This window comes from Pseudonocardia hydrocarbonoxydans (genome assembly GCF_006539565.1).
GTDB lineage: Bacteria > Actinomycetota > Actinomycetes > Mycobacteriales > Pseudonocardiaceae > Pseudonocardia > Pseudonocardia hydrocarbonoxydans.
In genome coordinates, this window is sequence record NZ_BJNG01000059.1 from 1 (window position 1) to 18,828 (window position 18,828).

General features: G+C 71.6%; 25 protein-coding genes. 10 read left to right on the forward strand and 15 right to left on the reverse strand.

From position 1 onward, the window contains the following. Positions 1-65 precede the first annotated feature (65 nt). Positions 66-377: a putative quinol monooxygenase gene (locus tag PHY01_RS25245; RefSeq protein ID WP_006247389.1), complete on the reverse strand. Its 312-nt coding sequence runs from the start codon at positions 375-377 to the stop codon at positions 66-68. 107 nt (positions 378-484) lie between these two features. Between PHY01_RS25245 and PHY01_RS25250 the strand changes: the two genes are divergently transcribed. Further along, the gene (locus tag PHY01_RS25250) at positions 485-1,426 is read left to right on the forward strand and encodes a GlxA family transcriptional regulator (protein WP_056543588.1); all 942 of its coding nucleotides are present in this window, start codon (positions 485-487) and stop codon (positions 1,424-1,426) included. A 308-nt stretch (positions 1,427-1,734) separates the two neighbouring features. Here PHY01_RS25250 and PHY01_RS25255 read toward each other — a convergent pair whose 3' ends face one another. The 9 genes from PHY01_RS25255 to PHY01_RS25295 form a co-directional block, all read right to left on the reverse strand. Then, entirely contained in the window at positions 1,735-2,235 is a 501-nt protein-coding gene (locus PHY01_RS25255) for a flavin reductase family protein (RefSeq protein WP_246086144.1), read from the reverse strand. After that, a complete protein-coding gene (locus PHY01_RS25260; protein WP_141282653.1) occupies positions 2,232-3,074 on the reverse strand; it encodes an oxygen-binding di-iron domain-containing protein in 843 nt (280 codons plus the stop codon). Before PHY01_RS25260 ends, PHY01_RS25255 begins: the two co-directional genes overlap by 4 nt. 56 nt (positions 3,075-3,130) lie before the next feature. Then, entirely contained in the window at positions 3,131-4,639 is a 1,509-nt protein-coding gene (locus tag PHY01_RS25265) for an AMP-binding protein (RefSeq protein WP_218030336.1), read from the reverse strand. Between the two features lie 11 nt (positions 4,640-4,650). After that, positions 4,651-5,028, reverse strand: coding sequence for a nuclear transport factor 2 family protein (locus tag PHY01_RS25270; RefSeq protein ID WP_141282655.1), 378 nt, complete (start codon positions 5,026-5,028; stop codon positions 4,651-4,653). Positions 5,029-5,041: 13 nt separating this feature from the next. Then, entirely contained in the window at positions 5,042-6,253 is a 1,212-nt protein-coding gene (locus PHY01_RS25275; protein ID WP_170183978.1) for an acyl-CoA dehydrogenase family protein, read from the reverse strand. Between the two features lie 85 nt (positions 6,254-6,338). Continuing rightward, positions 6,339-7,178, reverse strand: coding sequence for a maleylpyruvate isomerase family mycothiol-dependent enzyme (locus PHY01_RS25280; protein WP_141282659.1), 840 nt, complete (start codon positions 7,176-7,178; stop codon positions 6,339-6,341). Positions 7,179-7,204: 26 nt separating this feature from the next. Next, positions 7,205-7,639 carry a nuclear transport factor 2 family protein gene (locus PHY01_RS25285; protein WP_170183979.1) on the reverse strand — a complete coding sequence of 145 codons (435 nt, stop codon included), beginning with the start codon at positions 7,637-7,639 and terminating at the stop codon, positions 7,205-7,207. Beyond that, positions 7,636-8,835 (reverse strand): acyl-CoA dehydrogenase family protein, encoded by a 1,200-nt coding sequence (locus PHY01_RS25290; RefSeq protein ID WP_141282662.1) that lies wholly within the window; start codon positions 8,833-8,835, stop codon positions 7,636-7,638. Before PHY01_RS25290 ends, PHY01_RS25285 begins: the two co-directional genes overlap by 4 nt. Before the next feature lie 496 nt (positions 8,836-9,331). Continuing rightward, positions 9,332-10,021 carry a GntR family transcriptional regulator gene (locus PHY01_RS25295; protein ID WP_141282664.1) on the reverse strand — a complete coding sequence of 230 codons (690 nt, stop codon included), beginning with the start codon at positions 10,019-10,021 and terminating at the stop codon, positions 9,332-9,334. A 340-nt stretch (positions 10,022-10,361) separates the two neighbouring features. Between PHY01_RS25295 and PHY01_RS25300 the strand changes: the two genes are divergently transcribed. From PHY01_RS25300 to rraA, 8 genes are read left to right on the forward strand one after another with little or no spacing between them, the layout of a single operon-like run. Continuing rightward, positions 10,362-10,856, forward strand: coding sequence for a VOC family protein (locus tag PHY01_RS25300; RefSeq protein WP_170183980.1), 495 nt, complete (start codon positions 10,362-10,364; stop codon positions 10,854-10,856). A gap of 5 nt (positions 10,857-10,861) precedes the next feature. Then, positions 10,862-11,653: a citryl-CoA lyase gene (locus PHY01_RS25305; RefSeq protein ID WP_141282668.1), complete on the forward strand. Its 792-nt coding sequence runs from the start codon at positions 10,862-10,864 to the stop codon at positions 11,651-11,653. Positions 11,654-11,679: 26 nt separating this feature from the next. Beyond that, positions 11,680-12,318, forward strand: a complete 639-nt coding sequence (locus PHY01_RS25310; protein WP_246086145.1) for an MBL fold metallo-hydrolase — start codon at positions 11,680-11,682, stop codon at positions 12,316-12,318. Further along, entirely contained in the window at positions 12,315-13,565 is a 1,251-nt protein-coding gene (locus tag PHY01_RS25315) for a CaiB/BaiF CoA transferase family protein (RefSeq protein WP_246086146.1), read from the forward strand. Before PHY01_RS25310 ends, PHY01_RS25315 begins: the two co-directional genes overlap by 4 nt. Continuing rightward, on the forward strand, positions 13,565-14,578 hold the full coding sequence (locus PHY01_RS25320) for a 3,4-dihydroxy-2-butanone-4-phosphate synthase (protein ID WP_141282672.1): 1,014 nt from the start codon (positions 13,565-13,567) through the stop codon (positions 14,576-14,578). The genes PHY01_RS25315 and PHY01_RS25320 overlap by 1 nt, the downstream gene beginning before the upstream one ends. Next, positions 14,575-15,498, forward strand: coding sequence for a hydroxymethylglutaryl-CoA lyase (locus tag PHY01_RS25325; RefSeq protein ID WP_141282674.1), 924 nt, complete (start codon positions 14,575-14,577; stop codon positions 15,496-15,498). Before PHY01_RS25320 ends, PHY01_RS25325 begins: the two co-directional genes overlap by 4 nt. A gap of 33 nt (positions 15,499-15,531) precedes the next feature. Further along, a complete protein-coding gene (locus tag PHY01_RS25330; RefSeq protein ID WP_141282676.1) occupies positions 15,532-16,218 on the forward strand; it encodes a GntR family transcriptional regulator in 687 nt (228 codons plus the stop codon). 15 nt (positions 16,219-16,233) lie between these two features. Continuing rightward, positions 16,234-16,758, forward strand: a complete 525-nt coding sequence (gene rraA / locus PHY01_RS25335) for a ribonuclease E activity regulator RraA (RefSeq protein WP_141282678.1) — start codon at positions 16,234-16,236, stop codon at positions 16,756-16,758. On the opposite strand, the gene PHY01_RS26860 is transcribed toward rraA, so the two are convergent. The 5 genes from PHY01_RS26860 to PHY01_RS25355 all read right to left on the reverse strand — a co-directional run bounded on the left by PHY01_RS26860 (position 16,719) and on the right by PHY01_RS25355 (position 18,567). Continuing rightward, positions 16,719-16,997: a hypothetical protein gene (locus tag PHY01_RS26860; RefSeq protein WP_174824162.1), complete on the reverse strand. Its 279-nt coding sequence runs from the start codon at positions 16,995-16,997 to the stop codon at positions 16,719-16,721. The two genes, rraA and PHY01_RS26860, sit on opposite strands and share 40 nt — an antisense overlap. A 7-nt stretch (positions 16,998-17,004) precedes the next feature. After that, entirely contained in the window at positions 17,005-17,445 is a 441-nt protein-coding gene (locus PHY01_RS25345; protein WP_141282680.1) for a hypothetical protein, read from the reverse strand. A 51-nt stretch (positions 17,446-17,496) separates the two neighbouring features. Beyond that, positions 17,497-17,640, reverse strand: coding sequence for a hypothetical protein (locus PHY01_RS28315; protein WP_170183981.1), 144 nt, complete (start codon positions 17,638-17,640; stop codon positions 17,497-17,499). Positions 17,641-18,094: 454 nt separating this feature from the next. Beyond that, the gene (locus tag PHY01_RS25350) at positions 18,095-18,262 is read right to left on the reverse strand and encodes a PIN domain-containing protein (RefSeq protein WP_246086147.1); all 168 of its coding nucleotides are present in this window, start codon (positions 18,260-18,262) and stop codon (positions 18,095-18,097) included. A 95-nt stretch (positions 18,263-18,357) separates the two neighbouring features. Continuing rightward, positions 18,358-18,567 (reverse strand): hypothetical protein, encoded by a 210-nt coding sequence (locus PHY01_RS25355; RefSeq protein ID WP_141282682.1) that lies wholly within the window; start codon positions 18,565-18,567, stop codon positions 18,358-18,360. A gap of 66 nt (positions 18,568-18,633) precedes the next feature. Between PHY01_RS25355 and PHY01_RS25360 the strand changes: the two genes are divergently transcribed. Beyond that, positions 18,634-18,828, forward strand: a 195-nt coding sequence (locus PHY01_RS25360) for a DUF433 domain-containing protein (RefSeq protein WP_141282684.1), incomplete at its 3' end; no start/stop codon positions are given.

Consider the following 18,828-nt stretch of genomic DNA (forward strand, 5'->3'; position numbering starts at 1 on the left):
AGCGGGTGTCGAGGCGGTCGGGTCCGACGGCTCGGCGGGGCGCGATCGTCTCGTGCGTTGGCGGACTACGGGAGCTTGGACGCGAGGACGTCGGCCGCCAGGATCTCGGGTGCTGCGCCGAGGAGGTGCTGGTTGGCCATCAGGGCTGCGACGATGGCGCCGTTGGCGTGGGCGTCGCGAGCGGCCTCGTCGGGGAATGCATCGAAGATCCAGAAGGTGTCGGCGTGGGTCCTAGCCGCGAACCAGACAATCGTTCCTACTTCTTCGTTGGCGAGTGCGACAGCGCCGGCGAGCAGATCGGCGAGCGCGTCGTGCTGTCCATCGGCCGCGACGATCTTGGCGACGAAGGCATACGGAAGTGATGCGGGTGTGGACATGAGGGGTTCTCCTTGAAGTCGGGGTTCTTCGTGGGGCGAGTTCAGCGTATGACGAGCGAGGGCCGGTGGGGAGTGGCGTATACGGCAGTATTGCTATTGTTCGCGCCATGCGTATCGGACTGATCGCGATCGACGGCTGCTTCGGTTCGGCGGTCGCGTCGGTCATCGACATCGTGCGGGTGGCCGACGGAGCCCGCGGCGATGTCGACCCGCGGATCGACCCGATCGAACTCGCCATCCTCGGACCGAAGCGGCGAGTGACCACGACGGCATCGATGACCCTGTCGGTGGACCACCCGCTGTCGGAGTCCGGAGAGTTCGACGTGGTCGTCGTCCCTGCGCTTGGAACCCTCACGGCCGCCGCGACCCACGACGCCCTCCAGAGCCGAGATGCTCGTTCGGTCATCGCCTCACTCGGGCGCCTCGACGACGCGACCACCCGGATCGCCGCGGCGTGCACCGGCGTGTTCGCCGTCGCCGAGACCGGACGGATGCATCATCGGCGGGCGACGACCAGCTGGTTCCTGGGGCCGGAGTTCCTGAAGCGCTATCCGACCGTCGCCCTCGATCTCGACACCATGGTCGTGGTCGACGGGAACCTCGTCACCGCCGGCGCCGCCTTCGCCCACATCGACCTCGCGCTCTCACTCGTGCGATCGATCAGCCCCGACCTGGCCCAACATGTCGCCAAGCTCCTCATCATCGACGAGCGCCCGTCGCAGGCGGCCTTCGTCGCCTACGAACATCTCCGGCACGAGGACCCGATCGTCGTCGAGTTCGAACGCTTCGTGCGCGCCCGCCTGGACGAACCGTTCAACGTCGCCTTCGTCGCGCAGTCGCTCGGCACCAGCCGGCGCACCCTCGAACGACGAGTCCGTGCGGCGCTCAACCTCACTCCGCTCGGCTTCGTCCAACGGCTTCGCATCGAACGAGCTCGGCACCTCTCAGCAACCACGGACCTCACCTCCGCCGAGATCGCGCGACGGGTCGGCTACGCGAACGCCGAGACTCTGCGCTCCCTCCTGCGCAGGGAGCGACGCCGTTCCTGACCTATCGCCATGCCTGTAGCCGGTGTCCTAGCGCTCGGTTGGAACCACCTCTCAGCACGTCGCGTCGACGCTCCTGCGTCGCCCCTGGACGACCCACTCGACACGCCCGCAGCACAGGCCATGTGACGTGCCCCGGCTTCCCGTTGAGCAGATGGCGGGCATCGCGGAGGCCGCGTGGGCGTCGTCGGCCCGGTGGGGCCTGGGTGCACCGCGCGACCCGGCGTCGCTCCCGCCGGCTCGTGGCCGAGATCCCGTCGACACCGTTCGGCCGACACCGCAGGGTGTGGCTGTGTAGAGAGGCCAGGGGCTCACGGTTCGGGATGCCGTGCTGCGGTGTGGGTCCCGAAGGTGCGGGCGTGGTAGGTCAGTGGCATTCCGTCGGCGACCTCGGCGTCGACGACGGAACCGAGCAGGACCACGTGGTCGCCGCCGTTGACGAACGTCTGCACATCGCAGGCCAGCCAGCCCGGTGCACGGCCGATGCGGGGCAGGCCGTGTCGGACGGTCCACGGCACGCCGTCGAACTTGGTGCTGCCCTTCCTCGCGAAGCCCATCGCCAGCGGGGACTGGTCGCTGCCGAGGATGTTGACCCCGAACCGTTCGGTCTCGCGGACCATGGCGAGCAGGTCGGAACCCGCGTCGAGCGACACGAGCACCATCGGCGGCCGTAGGGACAGCGAGGCGAAGGCACTGACCGTCGTGCCGTGCGGCCGGCCGTCCACCATGACCGTGACCACCGACACCGGTGTGCAGACGCTCGCCATGACCTCCCGGAAGGTGTCGGTCAGCGCCGCGGTCGCCGCAGTCACTCCCCGCCCATCGCGGCGACCATCATGTCGAGGACGGTCTGGTCGGGGCAGGGCGGCGGCTCGGAGCCCGCGAGCCGGCCCATCATCTCGAACGCCTGTGCCACGCGCGGCCCGTCGATCACCGGGCTGTGTCCGGAGATGATCGTGGACATGCCGTGCGCCTGCACCTTCTTGACGCACGCCGCGTAGCGGGTGGCGTCGACCATGCTCAGCCACGGTGACAGCGCGTGGATGCCGAACATGACCATGCCGCCCCACCAGGCCTCGGGGTCGAGGTCCGCGACGGTGTCGATCGGGGTGACACCGGGCCCGCCGGGCACCGGTGAGGCGAACGCGTCGGCCGCCCAGTAGACGCCGGTCGAGGTGTCGAGCAGGCCGCGGGTGGCGGGGGAGTCGTAGACCGGGGGCCGCAGCGCCACGAGGGTGCGGTCGCCGGCGTCGAGCGACTCGCCGTCGTTGAGCCAGCGGCACCGCCGCAGCGGGAACTCGTAGGCGTTGGAGAAGCGCTCGACGAGCGTCCAGCTGCAGACCAGCATGGCGTTGGGGCAGGCGTCCATCACCTGGCTGAGGTTGCCGGTGTGGTCGGAGTCGTCGTGGGTCAGGAAGACCCAGCGCACGTCCTCGGGCTCCACCAGGCCGAACACGTCCTGCAGCCACTGGTCGCGGTTCCGCGCGCTGCCCGTGTCGACGATGACCGGCTCGGCACCCTGGATCACCGCCGAGTTGAGGTACACCGACAGCGGTGCCCCGAGGGCGTGCTGGATGTCCTGGATCAGGAAGGTGCCCGGCGCGACCTTCTTCGGCGGCTGGTGCAGGGTGGGAATGTCGAGGATGGACATGGTCGTCTCGCTTCTGCGTCGGGACTGCTCGGAACGTGCAGGTGGGACGTGCCGGATCAGGTGCGGGCCGGTTCCTCCAGGTCGGACTCCGCGGCGGTGCGCTCGGTCGGGAGCTGCTTCTTCGAGATCTTCTGTGTCTCGGTGAGCGGCCAGGACTCGACGAACTCGAGGTAGCGGGGCCGCTTGTACGGCGGCAGCCGTTCCGCGCACCAGCTCCGGAGCTCCTGCGCGCCGACCTGCTCGCCGGGGCGCACCATGACGAAGGCCTTGACGTCCTCCTCGGTGAGGGGCGAGGGCACGCCGATCACCGCGCTGGACGACACCGCGGGGTGGGCGTCGAGGACGACCTCGACGTCGGCGGGGGAGAGGTTCTCCCCGCGGCGGCGGATCAGCTCCTTGACCCGGCCCGCGAAGTAGTGGTTGCCGGCCTCGTCGAGGCGGGCGAGGTCGCCGGTGCGGAGCCAGCCGTCGCGCAGCACGGCCGCCGACTCCTCCGGCATCCCGAAGTACCCGGGCGTGGTGGCCGGGTTGCGTAGCCACAGCTCGCCGACCTCGCCGGTCGCCACGTCGTCGCCGGTGGCCGGGTCGACGACGCGGGAGCTGTTGATCCGGCCCAGTCGCGGGTGCTGGCGCGGGCGGCCCATCGAGCCGTACGCGATCGGCTCGTCCACCGGTGATATCAGCCCGTAGGGCGACTCGGACAGCGCGTAGCCGATCACCAGCCGGAAGCCGAACCGCTTCTCGATCTCCTCGTGCCGTTCCCGGTGCGGGGCCGGTGCGGAGTAGCAGTAGCGGAGCTTGTGCTCGCGCTCGATCGGCGACGGGTCGCGGGCCATGAGGATCTCGACCATGGCGCCGATCGCGTTGAACACCGTGGCGCCGGTGTCGCGCACGGTCTCCCAGAACGTGCTCGCCGAGAAGTGCGGCAGCAGGACGAGCCGGACACCGCAGCCCCAGGACCCGAGCGTCGAGTACGCCTGGGCGTTGAGGTGCGACAGCGGCAGCGTCGTGAGCAGCACGTCGTCCGCGGTGAGACCGAGCCAGTACGGGTAGCCCTCGGCGGCCATCGTGTACATGCCGTGGGTCTCGATGATGAACTTCGGACGGCCGGTGCTGCCCGAGCTCTGGATGTAGGACGCGGGATCGTCCGGTGTGCGGGGTACGGGTTCGGCGGGCAGGCTCCGCAGCAGGCCGGCGACCTCGACGCGGCTCACCGTGGACGGCACGGGCGTGCCCACGGGGGCGATGACGATCCTCGCCCCCGTCTCCTCCACCACGGCGGCGAGCTCCGACTGCGCCGCCTTCGGGTTGACGGCCACGCTGACCGCGCCTGCCAGCACGACGCCCAGCCAGGCGCGGATGAAGTCGAGCCCGTTGGGCAGGACGATCACCACGTGGTCGCCGGGTGACACCCCGAGGGCCTGCAGCCCGCCCACGCACCGCAGCGCGTCAGCGTGCATCTCCGCGCGGGTCGTCTCCCCGTCGGGAGTGCGGCACCACGGCTCGTCGGGCCAGCGGGCCGCGCCCTGGGCGAGGAACTCGGAGAAGGTCAGGATGTCGTTCACGGGCGGGCTCCTCAGGCGAAGACGGGCGAGGTATCGACGGTGATCCGCTGCTCGCGGCACAGCCCGTCCTCGCCGAACACGAAGAAGCAGCCTCCGCGCACGGTTACCTCCTTGCCGTCCTTGCGCGTGTAGATCACGTCGCACTCGAACGCGACGAGGTCGTCCTCCACCTGCCAGGCCGTGTGGAGCACGTGCCGGATGCCGTCGACGCTTCCGAGCAGCCCGGTCAGCGCCTCCCGGATCGCGTCGCGGCCCTCGAGCGGGTCGGCGTTGGCGAAGACCATGCGGGCGTCCTCGGCGAACATCGCCATGTACGCCTCGGTGTCCATCGCGTCGATGGCCCGGTAGTAGTCGCGGAGCCAGGCCTGGTTCTTCTCGGTTGCGAGCATGGGGAACTCCGTCTCAGAGCAGGGGTGAGTTGGGGGCCAGGCCGGCCAGCGCACGGCCGTGGAACTCCAGGCCGGTGGTGGGCGACATGATCGCGTGCACCTTCAGGGCGGCCGCGTCGCGCGCGAGCCGTTGCATCGGCGAGCTCTTGTGGATCGCGGACGCACCGGACGCCGCGCGCAGGATCTCCACGGCCTCGGAGTACAGCTCGGTGGCGTAGGCGACCTGGCCCCAGAGCCGGGAGTGCTCGCCTTCGGCGTACGGGGTGTCGTCCGCGGCGTGCCGGTCGACGATGTCGGCCACCTCGAAGGTCAGGGCGTCGGCGGCCCGGATCCGCAGCGCGGCCTCGGCGGCCTGGTGGTGGCGGATCGGTGCCTGGCCCTGGTCGCCGTAGGTCGTGTAGGTGATCGGCCGGCCGGCCCCGATCTTCCCCAGGAAGAAGTCGAGCGCCGCGTGGGCGACGCCGGGGAAGCCGAGCGAGCCGGTCGTGAGGATCGTCGAGATGATCGGCGTGCGGTAGAGCGGGGTCGCGGCGTTGCGCTCGGTGCGGAACCGACCCTGCTGGGCGTCGCCGAAGTGCATCATGCGGTCGCCGGGCACGGGGATGTTCTCGCCCGTCACCGTGTTGCTCCCGGTGCCGCACAGGCCGCTGACCTGCCAGTCGTCGACGATCGTCATGCCCTCGTACGGGGTGAGGAACATGCCGAAGCCGGGTGCGTCGGACTCCGGGTCGATCACCGCGCTGCGGATCGCGTACGTCGCGTGCGCGCAGCCGGTGTTGAACGGCCAGCGCCCGGACAGCCGGTAGCCACCGTCGCCGTCGGAGATCGCGACGGTGCCGCCGAGGGGGAACGACACCGTGATCCGCACGTTCGGGTCGGCGAAGACCTCGTCCTGCACGTGGTCGGGCATCAGCGAGGTGAACAGCGTGCCGTCACTCCACAGCCCGGCCACCCACGCCGTGGACGAGCAGCCCGTGCCGAGCTCGCTGTACACCTCGACCTTGGTGCGGGTGTCGGCCTCGTAGCCGCCGTAGCGGCGGGGCAGGGTGAGCCGGAGCAGGCCCGCTTCCTCGAGTGCCCGGACGTTCTCCTCGGGCAGCTTCCCCTCCTGCTCGCAGCGCTCGGCGTTGCGGCGCAGGAGTGGGACGAGCTCCGCCGCGCGCGCGACGAGCTCCTCGCGGCTCGGCACATCCGTCGAAGTCCGGCTGTCGATCGTGGTCGTCACGGGAGGTCCTCCTCGTCCGGGCACGGCGGCCCGGCCCGGCCCCGCACGCGGCGGGGCCCGAGCACAGGGCCGCTGGGGGATGGGGTCAGATGGTGAAGAAGAGCTTGCGGAAGGTGTCGATGGCGCCCTGGTCGCCGGTGGCGGAACCGCCCTGCAGGCGCTGGTAGACGTCCAGGCAGAACTCGTTGCAGGGGAAGGAGAACGTGGCGTCGGCCCGCTCCGGGGTGCCGGGGGCGAAGGTGAGGCCGCCGTCCTTGACCTGCACGGTCCAGTGCTCGTCACCGGAGGTGTTGATGTGCACGTCGATGGTGAGGTCCACGCCCTCGGCGAGCTCCGGGGCGAAGCAGATCTGCATGAGCCCGAACATGAACGGCACCAGGGTGTCGGCGGCCTCGGAGTCGACGAAGGCCTCCTTGCCCAGCGCCTTGCGCAGGTCCCAGTTGTGGACGGAGTAGTCCATCAGCTGGAACGCGGCCATCATGAACGCCGGCACCGGGCCGACCCACTTGTGCGGCACCAGCCGGCCCGCCCACTCCTCCTCGGTGAGCCGGTCGAAGTAGGAGAACATCAGCTCGGCGCACGCGTCGAGGCGGCCGAGGACCTCCCAGCGGTAGACGCTGCGGTACTCCCGCGCGCTCTCGCCCAGTGCCTCGCCGTAGGCCCGCATGCCGCGCGGCTCCTCGGTCGGGAAGCCGTGTTCACCCTGCTTGAAGTAGCCGAGGTAGCCGTAGGCGGCGTCGAGCAGGTGCCCGGCCATGTCCCGGACCTCCCACATGTCGCAGGGGGTCTGGGCGTGCCACTCCTCCTCGCTGGCGGCCACCATCATGTCGAAGGACTTCTGGTACTCCTGCCGGATCAACCGGATGAGCGTGTCCTTGCCGGCGAACTGCGTCACGTCGACGCGGGTCGGGAGGGTGGACGTCATGGTGGACTCCTTCGGTGTGTGTCGGGTCAACAGGTGGGAACGTCGATCTGGCGCAGCCAGTCGTCGCGGTCGTACAGCGTCTTCACCGAGGTGACCGCGCCGTCGCGGGTGCGGATCACCACGACGCCGGGCAGCGAGAAGCGCTGGCCCGCGCCCTGGTGCACGCGGTCGCGCCAGGTGAGCTCACCGGTGAACGCGCCGGTGAACACGACCTCGGCGAGCACCGCGCCGTTCGCGGCGGCGGCCGGGGTCGACACGAGATCCATGGCGAGGCCGGCGAACGTCTCCGTGGTGGTGCGCAGGAAGTGCGCCACCGCGGCGTCGGGCGAACGGGCCGGCTCCGGGCGGAACAGCGAGTGCACCTCGACGTCGTCGGCGAACACCGCGCGCAGGGCGGGGACGTCCCCGGCCTCGTGGGCGTCGTACCACCGGGTGAACACGGTGAGGGCGTCGGCACTCACAGCATCGGGGTGTTCGGCGCGAGCCCGCACAGCGAGCGCCCGTAGATCTCGATGCCGGTGGTCGGCATCATCACCGCGTGTGTCGCGAGCGCCTGGGCGTCGCGTGAGACGAGCTGGATCGGCTGGCTCTCGTGGATGCCGCTGGCCCCGCTGGCCTGGCGCAGCGTCTCGATCGCCTCGCCGTAGAGCCGGGTGGAGTAGGAGACCATGCCCCAGATCTCGGGGATCTCACCGGCCTCGTAGGGCTCGCCGCTCTGCGCGTGCCGGTTGACGATGTCGGCGGCACCGGACATCAGGTGGTCGCCGGAGCGGATCTTCATCGACGCCTCCGCCACGTGGTGATGCGTGATCGGCGCCTCGCTGCGCTGCCCGTAGCCGGTGTAGGCGATCGGGCCGCGGGTGGGCAGGCGCTCCAGGAACAGCTCCATCGCTGCCTTCGCCAGGCCGGGGAACGTGGCACCGCCGCTGGTGAGGACGTACGGCACCGCCGGGATCCGGAAGATCGGCCGGTCCTTGTTCTGCTCGCTGCGCCCGTGGCCCAGCTTGAACTCCTCGAGACGCAGCATGCGCTCCTCGGGGACGAAGACGTTCTCCCCGACGACGCTGTTGCTGCCGGTGCCGCGCAGCCCGCTGACGTGCCAGTCGTCCAGGATCGTCAGCTCGGCGTAGGGCATGAGGAACAGGCAGACCTCGGGCTTGCCCGCCTCGAGCTCGACCACGGCGGGCTCGGCGACCCAGGTGCCGTCCAGGCAGCCCGTGTTGAACGGCCACTTGCCGTTGACGCGGAACCCGGTGCCGTCGCGCTCGGCGCGGGCGGTCGGCACCAGCGTGGCGGTGCAGTGGACGTCCGGGTCGCTGAAGATCTCCCGCTGCACCTCGTCGGGGAGGTGCGACACGATGAAGTCGGCGTCGGAGTAGAGGGTGGCCACCCACGCGGTGGAGCCGCACCCGCGGGCCAGCTCCCCGAACATGGCGATCTTCGAGTGGCTGTCGATCTCGGATCCGCCGTACTCCACGGCGCGGGTGGCCCGGAGGATCCCCGACGTCTCGAGGGCTCGCAGGTTCTCCGCGGGGAGCCGGCGCTCGGCGTGGGCCTGCGCGGCGTTGGCCCGCAGCAGGGGTACCAGGTCCGCCGCGCGCTGCACGAGCTCGGTGCCGGTCGGGATGGTGGTCGGCCGGTCGGCCACGTCAGTCATGTCCCACTCCTTCGTGGACGCGCCGGGTCGGGTTGCCCCGGTTCGGGCGCAGCGGTACTCACCCGGGCACCGGCCCGGGGGTGTCTATCGATCGAGGAGGCGCGGCGATGTCGGGAGGATGTGCATCCGAGATCGAGCGCCCGCCGGGCGGTCGGGGCTCCGGCTGTGTCCGGAGCCACAACTGCTCACGTGGCTTTGTATACGACCGGACGGTAGCGGCGCTGCTCAGGATGCGTCAAGGGTGTCGTCGGAATCGCCGCAGTCCATCGTTCGCCAGTGCGCAACATGGGGTCGATCGCTGCTGCAATCACCCCTGTGAGCAGCACGAACGTACGTCGAGCGATCTGATTACCGCACGCTGGACGGCGAGATCGCCGTGGGTGGGTGTGCAGTCCTTGGCACTGGAGGGGTGCATCGAGATGTGTACGAACCGCCGTGCACGACGGTTCGTGGGCGCAGGCAGCCCGACAGGAGTTGTGTACGATCTGCCGCCGCGTCAGGCGCTGGCGCGGCCCGGGTCGCCCACGTCGGACGTGCGCTGCTCCTGCTCCATCTGTCGCAGCGACCGGCGCCCGGCCCGCAGGTGGGCCCGCATGACGCCCTCGGCCCACTCACCGTCGCCCTCTTCCAGGGCCTCGAGGATCTCGCGGTGGAAGGCGAAGGCACGCTCGAGGTCGTGGTGCGTGTGGTGGTGGAACGCCTCGCGGACGAACGGGGTGGCCAGCAGCGTCGGGATGATCGCGATGAGCTGGCGGTTCTGCGAGGCCTGGTTGAGCGTGACGTGGAAGTCGATGCACAGGCCGCCGATGCGTTGCAGCTCCGGCTCGGCCGCCCCTGGCAGGAGCAGCTCCATCTCGGTGCACATGGCGCGCAGACCGTCGAAGTCGACGTTCTCGCGGGCCTGGGCGGCCCGGCGTACGCCGTAACCCTCCAGCAGCACTCGGAGGTCGTAGATGTCGTCGAGGTCCCGGGCCGTCCATCCGACGACGACGGCCCCCCGGTTGCGCAGGATCTGCACGAGACCCTCCGCCTGCAGCCGGTGCAGCGCCTCGCGCACGGGTGTGCGGCTCACTCCCGCCGCGGCGGCGACATCCTCCTCGCGCAGCCAGCTCCCGGGCGGGTACTCGCCACTCGCGATGCCGCGCTGCAGCACCTCGTACGCGACCGCACGGGCCGACCTCGCCATCTCCGACCTCCCCTAGCCGATGCTCCCGGCATCATCCCACCACGAGGATCCGGGGTGACCAAACCCCTGATTGGATACAAGCGATGATCTCCTCTCACGCTTCTGACGTCCTCGACCACGGCTCGATATGCCGCTGAGCTGGGACTATCAACGACGCTGAGTGTTCGAGGCAGACCTGGCAGCCGGCACGTACTTGTGCCATCCACCAGAACTCGCATACAATCATCGACGTCGCTGGGACGGTCGTCGCCGTTCCCGAGCTGCCCTCGAGCCGCCCCCATTGACCGTCCGGCCGCCGGGGTCCGGCCCACCCGCTCCGCCGCACATGCAGGAGGACACGATGACCGCCATCAACTTCGCCGGCCTGAACCACCTCGCGCTGGTCACCGACGACATGGACAAGACGGTGCGGTTCTACCGCGACGTGCTGGGCATGCCGCTGGTCGGCACGACCGGCAACCGCGACGAGAACTACCCGCACCGCCACTACTTCCTGAGCATCGGCCGCGGCGCCTCGATCGCGTTCTTCGAGTGGAAGGACGTCGAGCTGCCCGCCCGCAAGGACTCCGGCATCCCCGCCTCGGGCATCCAGTTCGACCACGTGTCGATCAGCGTCGACTCCGACGAGGACCTGGAGAACCTGCGCAAGCGCCTGACCGACTCCGGCGCCGACGTCAGCGAGGTCGTCGACCACGGCCTGCTCCGGTCGGTCTACGCCACCGACCCCAACGGCATCTCCATCGAGTTCTCGGTGCCCGCCCGCGACCTCGACGCCGACCCGTGGTTCGACGACGCCGACCCCGTTCCCGCCGTGCGGGAGACGTCGGCCGGCTGAACCCGATGACGACCTTCGACACCGACATGCCTCCGATGACCACGTCGATCGGGCGCTCCACAGCCGACGACATCTGGGTCCAGGGCTACGACCTCGCCGGCGAGCTGATGGGCGAGGTCGACTTCGGCAGCGTCTTCTACCTGCTCATCACCGGCCGGCTGCCCACGGCGGGCGAGGCGCGGATCTTCAACGCCGTGCTCGTGGCGCTCGCCGACCACGGCCTCACACCCACCGCGCTGGCCGCACGGCTCACCTACACCGGCGCGCCGGATGCGATCCAGGGCGCGATCGCGGCCGGCGTGCTCGGCGCGGGGTCGGTGTTCCTCGGGGTGTTCGAGGACGCGGGCCGCGTGCTCACCGCCGCGGGCCCGACCCCGGACACCGGCGAGGAGGACCTCGAGCGGATGGCCGCGGAGATCATCGAGGACCACCGCGCCCGGGGAGCCCGGATCCCGGGCCTCGGGCACCCCTTCCACAAGGACGGCGACCCCCGCACCGCGCGCCTGCTGGCACTGGCCCGCGAGCACGACCTGCTCGGGCCGCACACGCGGCTGATGCTGCGCGTGCAGGAGCGGGCCACGTCGCCGTCGGGCAGGCAGCTGGCGCTCAACGCCGGCGGAGCCTGCGGCGCGCTGCTCTCCGATCTCGCGATCGACACCGCGGTACTGCGCGGCGTCGCGGTCGTGTCGCGCGCCGCGGGCGTGGTCGGGCACCTCGCGGAGGAGGCGCGCGCCCCGATGGGCCGCACGCTGTGGCACATGGCGGAGCGTGCGGCGACCTACGAGGCCCGGCGGTGACGGCGGGCCCCGCCTACTCCGGCGACGTGACGGTCGGAGGGCCGCCCGCCCGCCGCGAGCTCCGCGGCCTCCGCGTCACCAAGGTGGCCGTGGGGGCCTATGACAACAACGCCTACCTGCTCGAGTGCACGGCCACGGGCGAGCGGCTCCTGATCGACGCCGCGGCGGAGCCCGACACGCTGCTCGACCTCATCGGGCCGGCCGGGTTGGGCCGGGTGCTCACCACCCACTTCCACTTCGACCACTGGGGCGCCCTCGCCGAGGTGGTGGAGCGGACGGGGGCCACGACGCTGGCGCATCCCGCCGACACCGTCGGCATCCCCGTGCCGACCGACACGCCCGTCCGCGGCGGCGACGAGGTGCGCGTCGGCGAGGTCCTGCTGCGGGCCGTGCACCTGGTCGGTCACACCCTCGGGTCGCTGGCGCTCGTCTACGGCGAGCCCGGCGGGGCACACCACGTCTGGACCGGCGACGCACTGTTCCCGGGCGGCGTCGGCAAGACCCACGGCGAGCCCGCCCTGTTCACCGCCCTGCTGGACGGCGTCGAGGCGGGCCTGTTCGACGTGCTCGGCGACGACACGTGGGTCTATCCCGGCCACGGGCGCGACACCACGCTCGGGACCGAGCGGCCGCACCTGCCCGAGTGGCGGGAGCGGGGGTGGTGAGCGAGCGATCGACGCAGCAGCCGTCCGCAGCGCCGACCTCGGGCGGCGAGGGAGCGATGCGCGGGCCGCTGGACGGGGTGCGGGTGTTGGAGGCCGGCACGCTCATCGCCGGCCCGTTCTGCGGGCAGCTGCTCGGAGACTTCGGCGCCGAGGTGATCAAGATCGAGGATCCGGTGCGCGGGGACCCGATGCGGCAGTGGCGCACCGACGACCGTGGTCGGTCGCTGTGGTGGCCGGTGATCGCGCGCAACAAGCGGTCGGTCACCTGCAACCTGCGCGACGCCGACGGCCAGGCTCTCGTGCGCGAGCTCGTGGCGCGCTCCGACGTGCTCGTGGAGAACTTCCGGCCGGGCACGCTGGAGCGCTGGGGCCTCGGATTCGACGAGCTGCAGCGGATCAACCCGAGGCTGGTGCTCGTGCGCGTCACGGGCTACGGCCAGTCCGGGCCCTACGCCCACCGCGCGGGCTTCGGCTCCGTCGGCGAGGCGATGGGCGGGCTGCGCTACGTCACCGGAGAGCCGGACCGGCCGCCGAGCCGGGCGGGCATCTCCATCGGCGACTCGCTGGCCGGCACGTTCGCCGCGCTCGGCGCGGTCATGGCGCTGTTCGCGCGGCAGACGACGGGACGCGGCCAGGTGGTCGACTCGGCGATCTACGAGGCCGTCCTCGCCATGATGGAGTGCCTGCTGCCCGAGTGGGAGGTCGGCGGGATCCGCCGGGAGCGGACCGGGGCCGTCCTCCCCGGGATCGCGCCGAGCAACGTCTATCCGAGCGCCGAGGGCGCCGACGTGCTCATCGCGGCGAACCGCGACACCGTGTTCGAGCGACTCTGCGAGGCCATGGGCCGGCCGGAGCTGGCCACCGACCCGCGCTTCGCCGACCACGGCGCCCGCGGTGAACACGCCGCCGAGCTCGACGCGATCGTCGCCGGCTGGTCGGCCGGCCTGCCCACCGACGACCTGCTGCGCCGCCTGCACGACGGCGGCGTGCCGGCCGGGGTTGCGTACACGGCGGAGGACGTGCTGGCCGACGAGCACGTGGCCGCGCGGGATGCGGTCGTGCGGCTCGTGCATCGGCAGCTGGGCGAGTTCCCCGTGCAGAACGTCGTCCCCAAGCTGTCGGACACGCCGGGGCGGGTGTCGCGGCTGGGGCCGGAGCTGGGCGAGGACAACGACGAGGTGTTCGGACGCCTGCTCGGCATCGACGCCGAGGAGCTCGGCAGGCTGCGCAGCAGAGGGGTCGTGTGATGGTCGAGGAACACGGGATCGGCACGGCGCTCGTCGACCTCGCGGCCGGCCGACCGGTCGTGCTCGTGGACGACGGCGGCGAGGGCACGCTGGTCTTCGCGGCCGCCGCGGCGACGCCCGCGCTGCTCGCGTTCACGGTGCGGCACACGTCGGGGTGCGTCTGCGTGGCGTTGCCGGGCGGAGCGTGCGAGCGGCTCGGCCTGCCTCCCATGCACGGGGCCGACCGCGAGGAGCGGGGCCGCACCCACACCGTGACGGTCGATGCCCGCAGCGGGATCACGACGGGCATCTCTGCCCGCGACCGCGCCCGCACGCTGCGACTGCTCGCCGACCCGGCTGCCGTGGCGGGTGACCTGGTCCGGCCGGGTCACGTGTTGCCGCTGCGTGCCGCGGAGGGCGGGGTGCTCGGCCGCGCCGAGCCTGCCGAGGCGGCCGTCGACCTGGTGCGGCTCGCCGGGCAGCAGCCCGCGGCGGCGCTCTGCGAGATCGTCTCCGTGCGGCGGCCGGGCGCGATGGCGCGGGCCCGGGAGCTCGCGGCGTTCGCGTTGGTCCACGGGCTGGCGCTGGTCACGGTGGGCGACGTCGTCGCCCACCGCCGATGGGGCGAGCGGCACGTCGTGCGGGCGACCGAGTCACTTCTGCCGACGCCGCACGGCACGTTCCGCGCGATCGGCTACTCCTGCACGCTCGACGGCAGCGAGCACATCGCGCTGGTGCTCGGGGAGGTCGGAGCCGGCCGCGCGGTGCGCGTCGAGCTCCACGCAGAGTGCCGGCTCGGTGACGTCTTCGGCTCCCGGCTGTGCGGCTGCCGAGATCGGCTGGAGGCGGCGTTGGCCGCCGTGGCCGCCGACGGCCGTGGCGTGGTCGTGTACGTGGGCGGCGCCTCGGGGCGGCAGATCCGATGTGGAGCCGTCCCGGACGGCACTGCCGAACTCGTCACCGCGCAGATCCTCGGCGATCTCGGTGTGCCCGCGGCGCCGGTGGACGACCGGCACGCCGCAGTGTCCGGATGAGCGCACCGGACACCGCCGTGGAGATCATCGAGGTGGGGCCGCGGGACGGGCTGCAGAACCAGGACGCCCTGCTGACCACCGCCGCCAAGATCGAGCTGGTCGAGCGGGCGATCGCCGCAGGCCTGCGCCGCATCGAGGCTGTCTCGTTCGTCCATCCCGGGAGGGTCCCGCAGATGGCGGACGCGGAGGCCGTGATGGCCGGCGTCCCGCGCGTCGACGGGGTCCGCTACGCCGGGCTCGTGCTCAACCGCCGCGGTGCCGAGCGGGCCGTCGCCGCCGGGGTGGACGAGCTGAACGCCGTCGTGGTCGCCAGCGACACCTTCGGCGGGCGCAACCAGGGCGTCACGGCGGAGGAGAGCGTGGCGATGTGGCGGGAGATCGCCGGGGTCGCGCACTCGGCGGGGGTGCCGGCGACCGTGACCGTGGCGGTGGCCTTCGGGTGCCCGTTCGAGGGCGAGGTGCCCGCAGCTCGCGTCGGCGAGGTCGTCCGGCGCGTCGCGGGGGAGGGGCCGGCCGAGATCGCGCTGGCCGACACGGTCGGGGTAGGTGTGCCGACGCAGGTCGCCGAGCTCGCCGAGCAGTCGGCCGCGAACGCGCCGGGCACACCGCTGCGCTTCCATTTCCACAACACGCGCAACACCGGGTACGCGAACGCCGTCGCCGCGGTACAGGCCGGCGTCCGCCTCCTCGATGCGAGCCTCGGCGGAATCGGCGGTTGCCCGTTCGCGCCGGCCGCCACCGGCAACATCGCCACTGAGGACCTCGTCTACCTCCTTCAGAGGATGGGCGTAGGCACCGGGGTGGACCTCGCGGCGGCTGCACGGGCCGGGACGTGGGTGTGCGGCCTCCTCGGGATCGACCCGCCTGCGCTGCTCGGCCGCGCCGGTGGGTTCCCCTCCGCGAGCGCCGATGCGCGATGATGCCGCCGGGTCGGACGGCGCGAGGAGGACGACATGCCGCGGGCGGCGGAAGCGGCCTATCAGGTCATCCAGGGCGCGATCGCCACGGGCGAGTACGCGCCGGGCAGCTGGCTGCGGGAAGAGGACATCGCCGACCGCGCCGGCGTCAGCCGCACGCCGGTGCGGGAGGCCCTGCGCAGGCTGGGCATCGAGGGCCTCGTGGAGATCGTGCCGAACCGCGGAGCACTCGTCCTCGGGTGGACGACGCGCGACCTCGACGACATCCACGACCTGCGCGCGATGCTGGAGGGTTATGCCGTCCGCCGCGTGGCCGAGGGCGGCCACGCGGACCTGCCGGCGCTGGCCGCACTCTGCACGGAGATGGAGCGGCTCCTCGAGGTCGGCGGCGAAGCGACCTTCCCGCGCATCGGCGAGCTCAGCTCGGAGTTCCACACAGCGCTCTACGTGGCCTCCGCGAACCGGCAGCTCCTGGCCGTGATGCCGGCCCTGATCGAGATCCCACTCGCCCGGGAGGGCTACCACCAGCGCACCCGCGAGATGATCGAGCGGGGCATGACCCAGCACCGTGAGATCCTCGACGCCATCGCCGCCCGCGACGGAGACTGGGCCGAATCGGTCATGCGGGCTCATATCCGCTCCGGCCGTGCCTCGCTGCGGCGTCGGGGTCGATGGGCCGAGGAGCCGACCGACGGGGAGCCGGCCGAGGGCGCCGGCGCCTGATGACGAAGGAGACCCGTGATCGAGTCCCGCACCGCCGACCTCTGCGACGAGCACGATGACGACCTCGAGTCGTGTGATCTGCAGTTCCGCCAGTTCGGTGGACGCTCGCACTTCCGCGGACCCGCCTCCACCGTTCTCTGTCACGAGGACAACGCGCTGATCAGGGCGGTGCTGGCCGAGCCGGGGGACGGACGCGTGCTCGTCGTCGACGGCGGGGGCTCGCTGCACCGGGCCCTGATCGGCGACATGGTCGCCGGTCTCGCCCTCCGCAACGGGTGGTCGGGCATCATCGTGCACGGTGCCGTGCGGGACGCCGCCGGGCTACGGACGACGGACATCGGGATCAAGGCGGTCGGCACCAGCCCGCGGCGGTGCACCGGCACCGGCGCCGGCCGGCGTGACGTCCCCGTCACCTTCGGCGGGGCCACCTTCACTCCGGGCGCCGACGTCGTGAGCGACGACGACGGGGTCGTCGTGGTCGGGGCCGCGGCGCTGAGCGGTCACGCCCGGGCATCGGGTTCGGCGTTGCCGGAGAACTGACGACCGGGGCGGACAGCTCCGGCGTCGGTACCCCCGGGGCTCGCGCCGCCGTCTTCTTCGTCGTCGAACCCGACCGCGCCCGCCTGGCCGACCTCGCCCAGCGCGTCCGGAGCGGACGGCTCACCCCGCTCGTCGGCGCCGTACGACCGTTGTCCGAGGCGGCCGCCGCGTTCGCCCGGCACGTCCGCCCGCGCGGCAGGACGATTATCCGGGTCGTGGACGACCAGGAGACGCAGCACCCGTTGATCAGCGACGGCCGGCGGCCAGGACGACGAGGAACTGGCCGCCGCCCGCCTCGATCTCGGCGGTCACCGGCAACCCCGGTACCAGTCGGGAGAACCGGTCCACCAGCCAGTCCGCCGCCGCTCGGGCGTCCTGCTCGGTCGGACAACGGGCCACCATCTCGCGTCCGCCCTTGCGCTCCAGCCTCCCGGCGACGGTGATCAGTGGTGCGGGATCGACGACGTACAGGTGGTCCGGCCAGGCGATGACCACCTTGACCGCGCCCTTGCGGGTGTTGCACCCGCGGTGCGCGAGCCGCTCGGGGACCTTGGCCTTCCGGTCGGCGGTCCGGCTGTCGACGCTGGGTCCTCGCGGGTCGTTCACCGACATGTCGGGGTCGACCGGTTCGTCGCACACCCAGCACGACCAGCCGTCGCGCTCGGCCACGTTATCGAGGAGACTCATTGCGGCAAATTAGCCCGCCTGGCCACCGCCCCCGAGTGCGGTCCTGTCCGGTCACGAGGTGAGCCGCCACCTCGCGGCCGCGATCACCGGCACCGACAGCGAGGTGGCCAGGGTGGAGAGCAGGGCGTTGAGACCGTCGATGCCGGTGTAGCCGCGCCCGGCGCCCTGCTTGGCGAAGCCGTAGACCTGCCGCACGGTGTCGTCCAGATCCAGGAACGCAACCCGATCAGCACCGGGCAGCAGCGGTGCGGATCTGGCGAGGCGGGCGGCGACGACGTCAAGCTGGCGGACGTGGCCGAAGGTGAACCATCGAGTCCGCCCCAGCGACCATCCCCGCGACTAGCGCGATCACCTTCCCAGCGGCGTTCGCGGTGCCCTTCCCCCTCGGAGTCAACCGGCCGGCGAGCAGCGCCTCCAGCCCGCAACGGGCGGCCAACGCCAAGACCGGCACCAGCCCCGCGCACGAGACGAGATTCGGGTCATCGAACCGCGCCGACATCGCGCGGCGAGCGTGGGATAGTCGCATCCAGCGGATGCCCTTCTGGGTGGGATCGATGTGACCGTCGCAAGCCACATTCTCCCAGTTCAGAGAGGCATTCGTGTGTCACGACCCTCACCAGCGCACTTCTGCGGTGGATCCAGGCTCAGCCTACGGCAGTAGCGTCAGGGCGTTCGTGTGGCGCGGCCGGACGGCCCGGAAGTGACGATGGTCGAGAGTGGCGACCTCTGTGATGCGGAGCCGCTCAGCCACTGTGATGACGGCCGAGTCGGTCGTGCCGAGCGGGAAGTCGCCGTAGGTTTCGACCAGATCGGCCACGCGATCGTAGTCGGCGTCGGGGAGGTGCAGGCTCGGTTGTGGTCGTCATCGCGGTCAGCGGCGGCAACCAATGGGCCCGTATCGCAGACGATCACTCAGGAGCGCCCGAAGCCCTCGGCGAGCACATCGTCGTGGTTACTGCCGAGGTCGGGTCGGCCGCTGGCGAACGACGCGAACCACGACGGCGGCCAGGTGGTTCCAGGTCGCTGCTCGTGCTGATGACGGATCGCGGCGAGCGCAGCGGGAACCTGCTCGTCGGGCAGATCCTCGACGAGACGCTTCAGTGCGTCCCGCTCAGCGCACATGGCATCGAACGTAGCCCAGACCGGAACGGCCATGAATCCTGACGCGCGCCCGATACCCTCGGCCACATGTCCCGGTTGCGACGCATCACCGCCGTGCCGGCGATATGCCACCTGCAGCCGACCGTGCGCGGGCTGCGGTACCCGGTCGCGAGCCTGCTCGAACTGCTGCTCTCGGGAATGACCATCGACAAGGTGCTCGACGACTACCCGAACCTCGAGCGCGACGATCTGCTCGCCGCGCTGGAGTCCGGGGCGCCCGCC

What these genes read in the sequence shown, in the direction of transcription:
- PHY01_RS25330 (WP_141282676.1), top strand. Translation starts at nt 15,532, where the DNA reads ATGCCGCGGGCGGCGGAAGCGGCCTATCAGGTCATCCAGGGCGCGATC.
- PHY01_RS25260 (WP_141282653.1), bottom strand. Translation starts at nt 3,074, where the DNA reads ATGTCCATCCTCGACATTCCCACCCTGCACCAGCCGCCGAAGAAGGTC.
- PHY01_RS25245 (WP_006247389.1), bottom strand. Translation starts at nt 377, where the DNA reads ATGTCCACACCCGCATCACTTCCGTATGCCTTCGTCGCCAAGATCGTC.
- PHY01_RS25320 (WP_141282672.1), top strand. Translation starts at nt 13,565, where the DNA reads ATGGTCGAGGAACACGGGATCGGCACGGCGCTCGTCGACCTCGCGGCC.
- PHY01_RS25270 (WP_141282655.1), bottom strand. Translation starts at nt 5,028, where the DNA reads ATGCTCGCAACCGAGAAGAACCAGGCCTGGCTCCGCGACTACTACCGG.
- PHY01_RS25325 (WP_141282674.1), top strand. Translation starts at nt 14,575, where the DNA reads ATGAGCGCACCGGACACCGCCGTGGAGATCATCGAGGTGGGGCCGCGG.
- PHY01_RS25355 (WP_141282682.1), bottom strand. Translation starts at nt 18,567, where the DNA reads ATGTGCGCTGAGCGGGACGCACTGAAGCGTCTCGTCGAGGATCTGCCC.
- PHY01_RS25305 (WP_141282668.1), top strand. Translation starts at nt 10,862, where the DNA reads ATGACGACCTTCGACACCGACATGCCTCCGATGACCACGTCGATCGGG.
- PHY01_RS25250 (WP_056543588.1), top strand. Translation starts at nt 485, where the DNA reads ATGCGTATCGGACTGATCGCGATCGACGGCTGCTTCGGTTCGGCGGTC.
- PHY01_RS25345 (WP_141282680.1), bottom strand. Translation starts at nt 17,445, where the DNA reads ATGAGTCTCCTCGATAACGTGGCCGAGCGCGACGGCTGGTCGTGCTGG.
- PHY01_RS25300 (WP_170183980.1), top strand. Translation starts at nt 10,362, where the DNA reads ATGACCGCCATCAACTTCGCCGGCCTGAACCACCTCGCGCTGGTCACC.
- PHY01_RS25290 (WP_141282662.1), bottom strand. Translation starts at nt 8,835, where the DNA reads ATGACTGACGTGGCCGACCGGCCGACCACCATCCCGACCGGCACCGAG.
- PHY01_RS25280 (WP_141282659.1), bottom strand. Translation starts at nt 7,178, where the DNA reads ATGACGTCCACCCTCCCGACCCGCGTCGACGTGACGCAGTTCGCCGGC.
- PHY01_RS25295 (WP_141282664.1), bottom strand. Translation starts at nt 10,021, where the DNA reads ATGGCGAGGTCGGCCCGTGCGGTCGCGTACGAGGTGCTGCAGCGCGGC.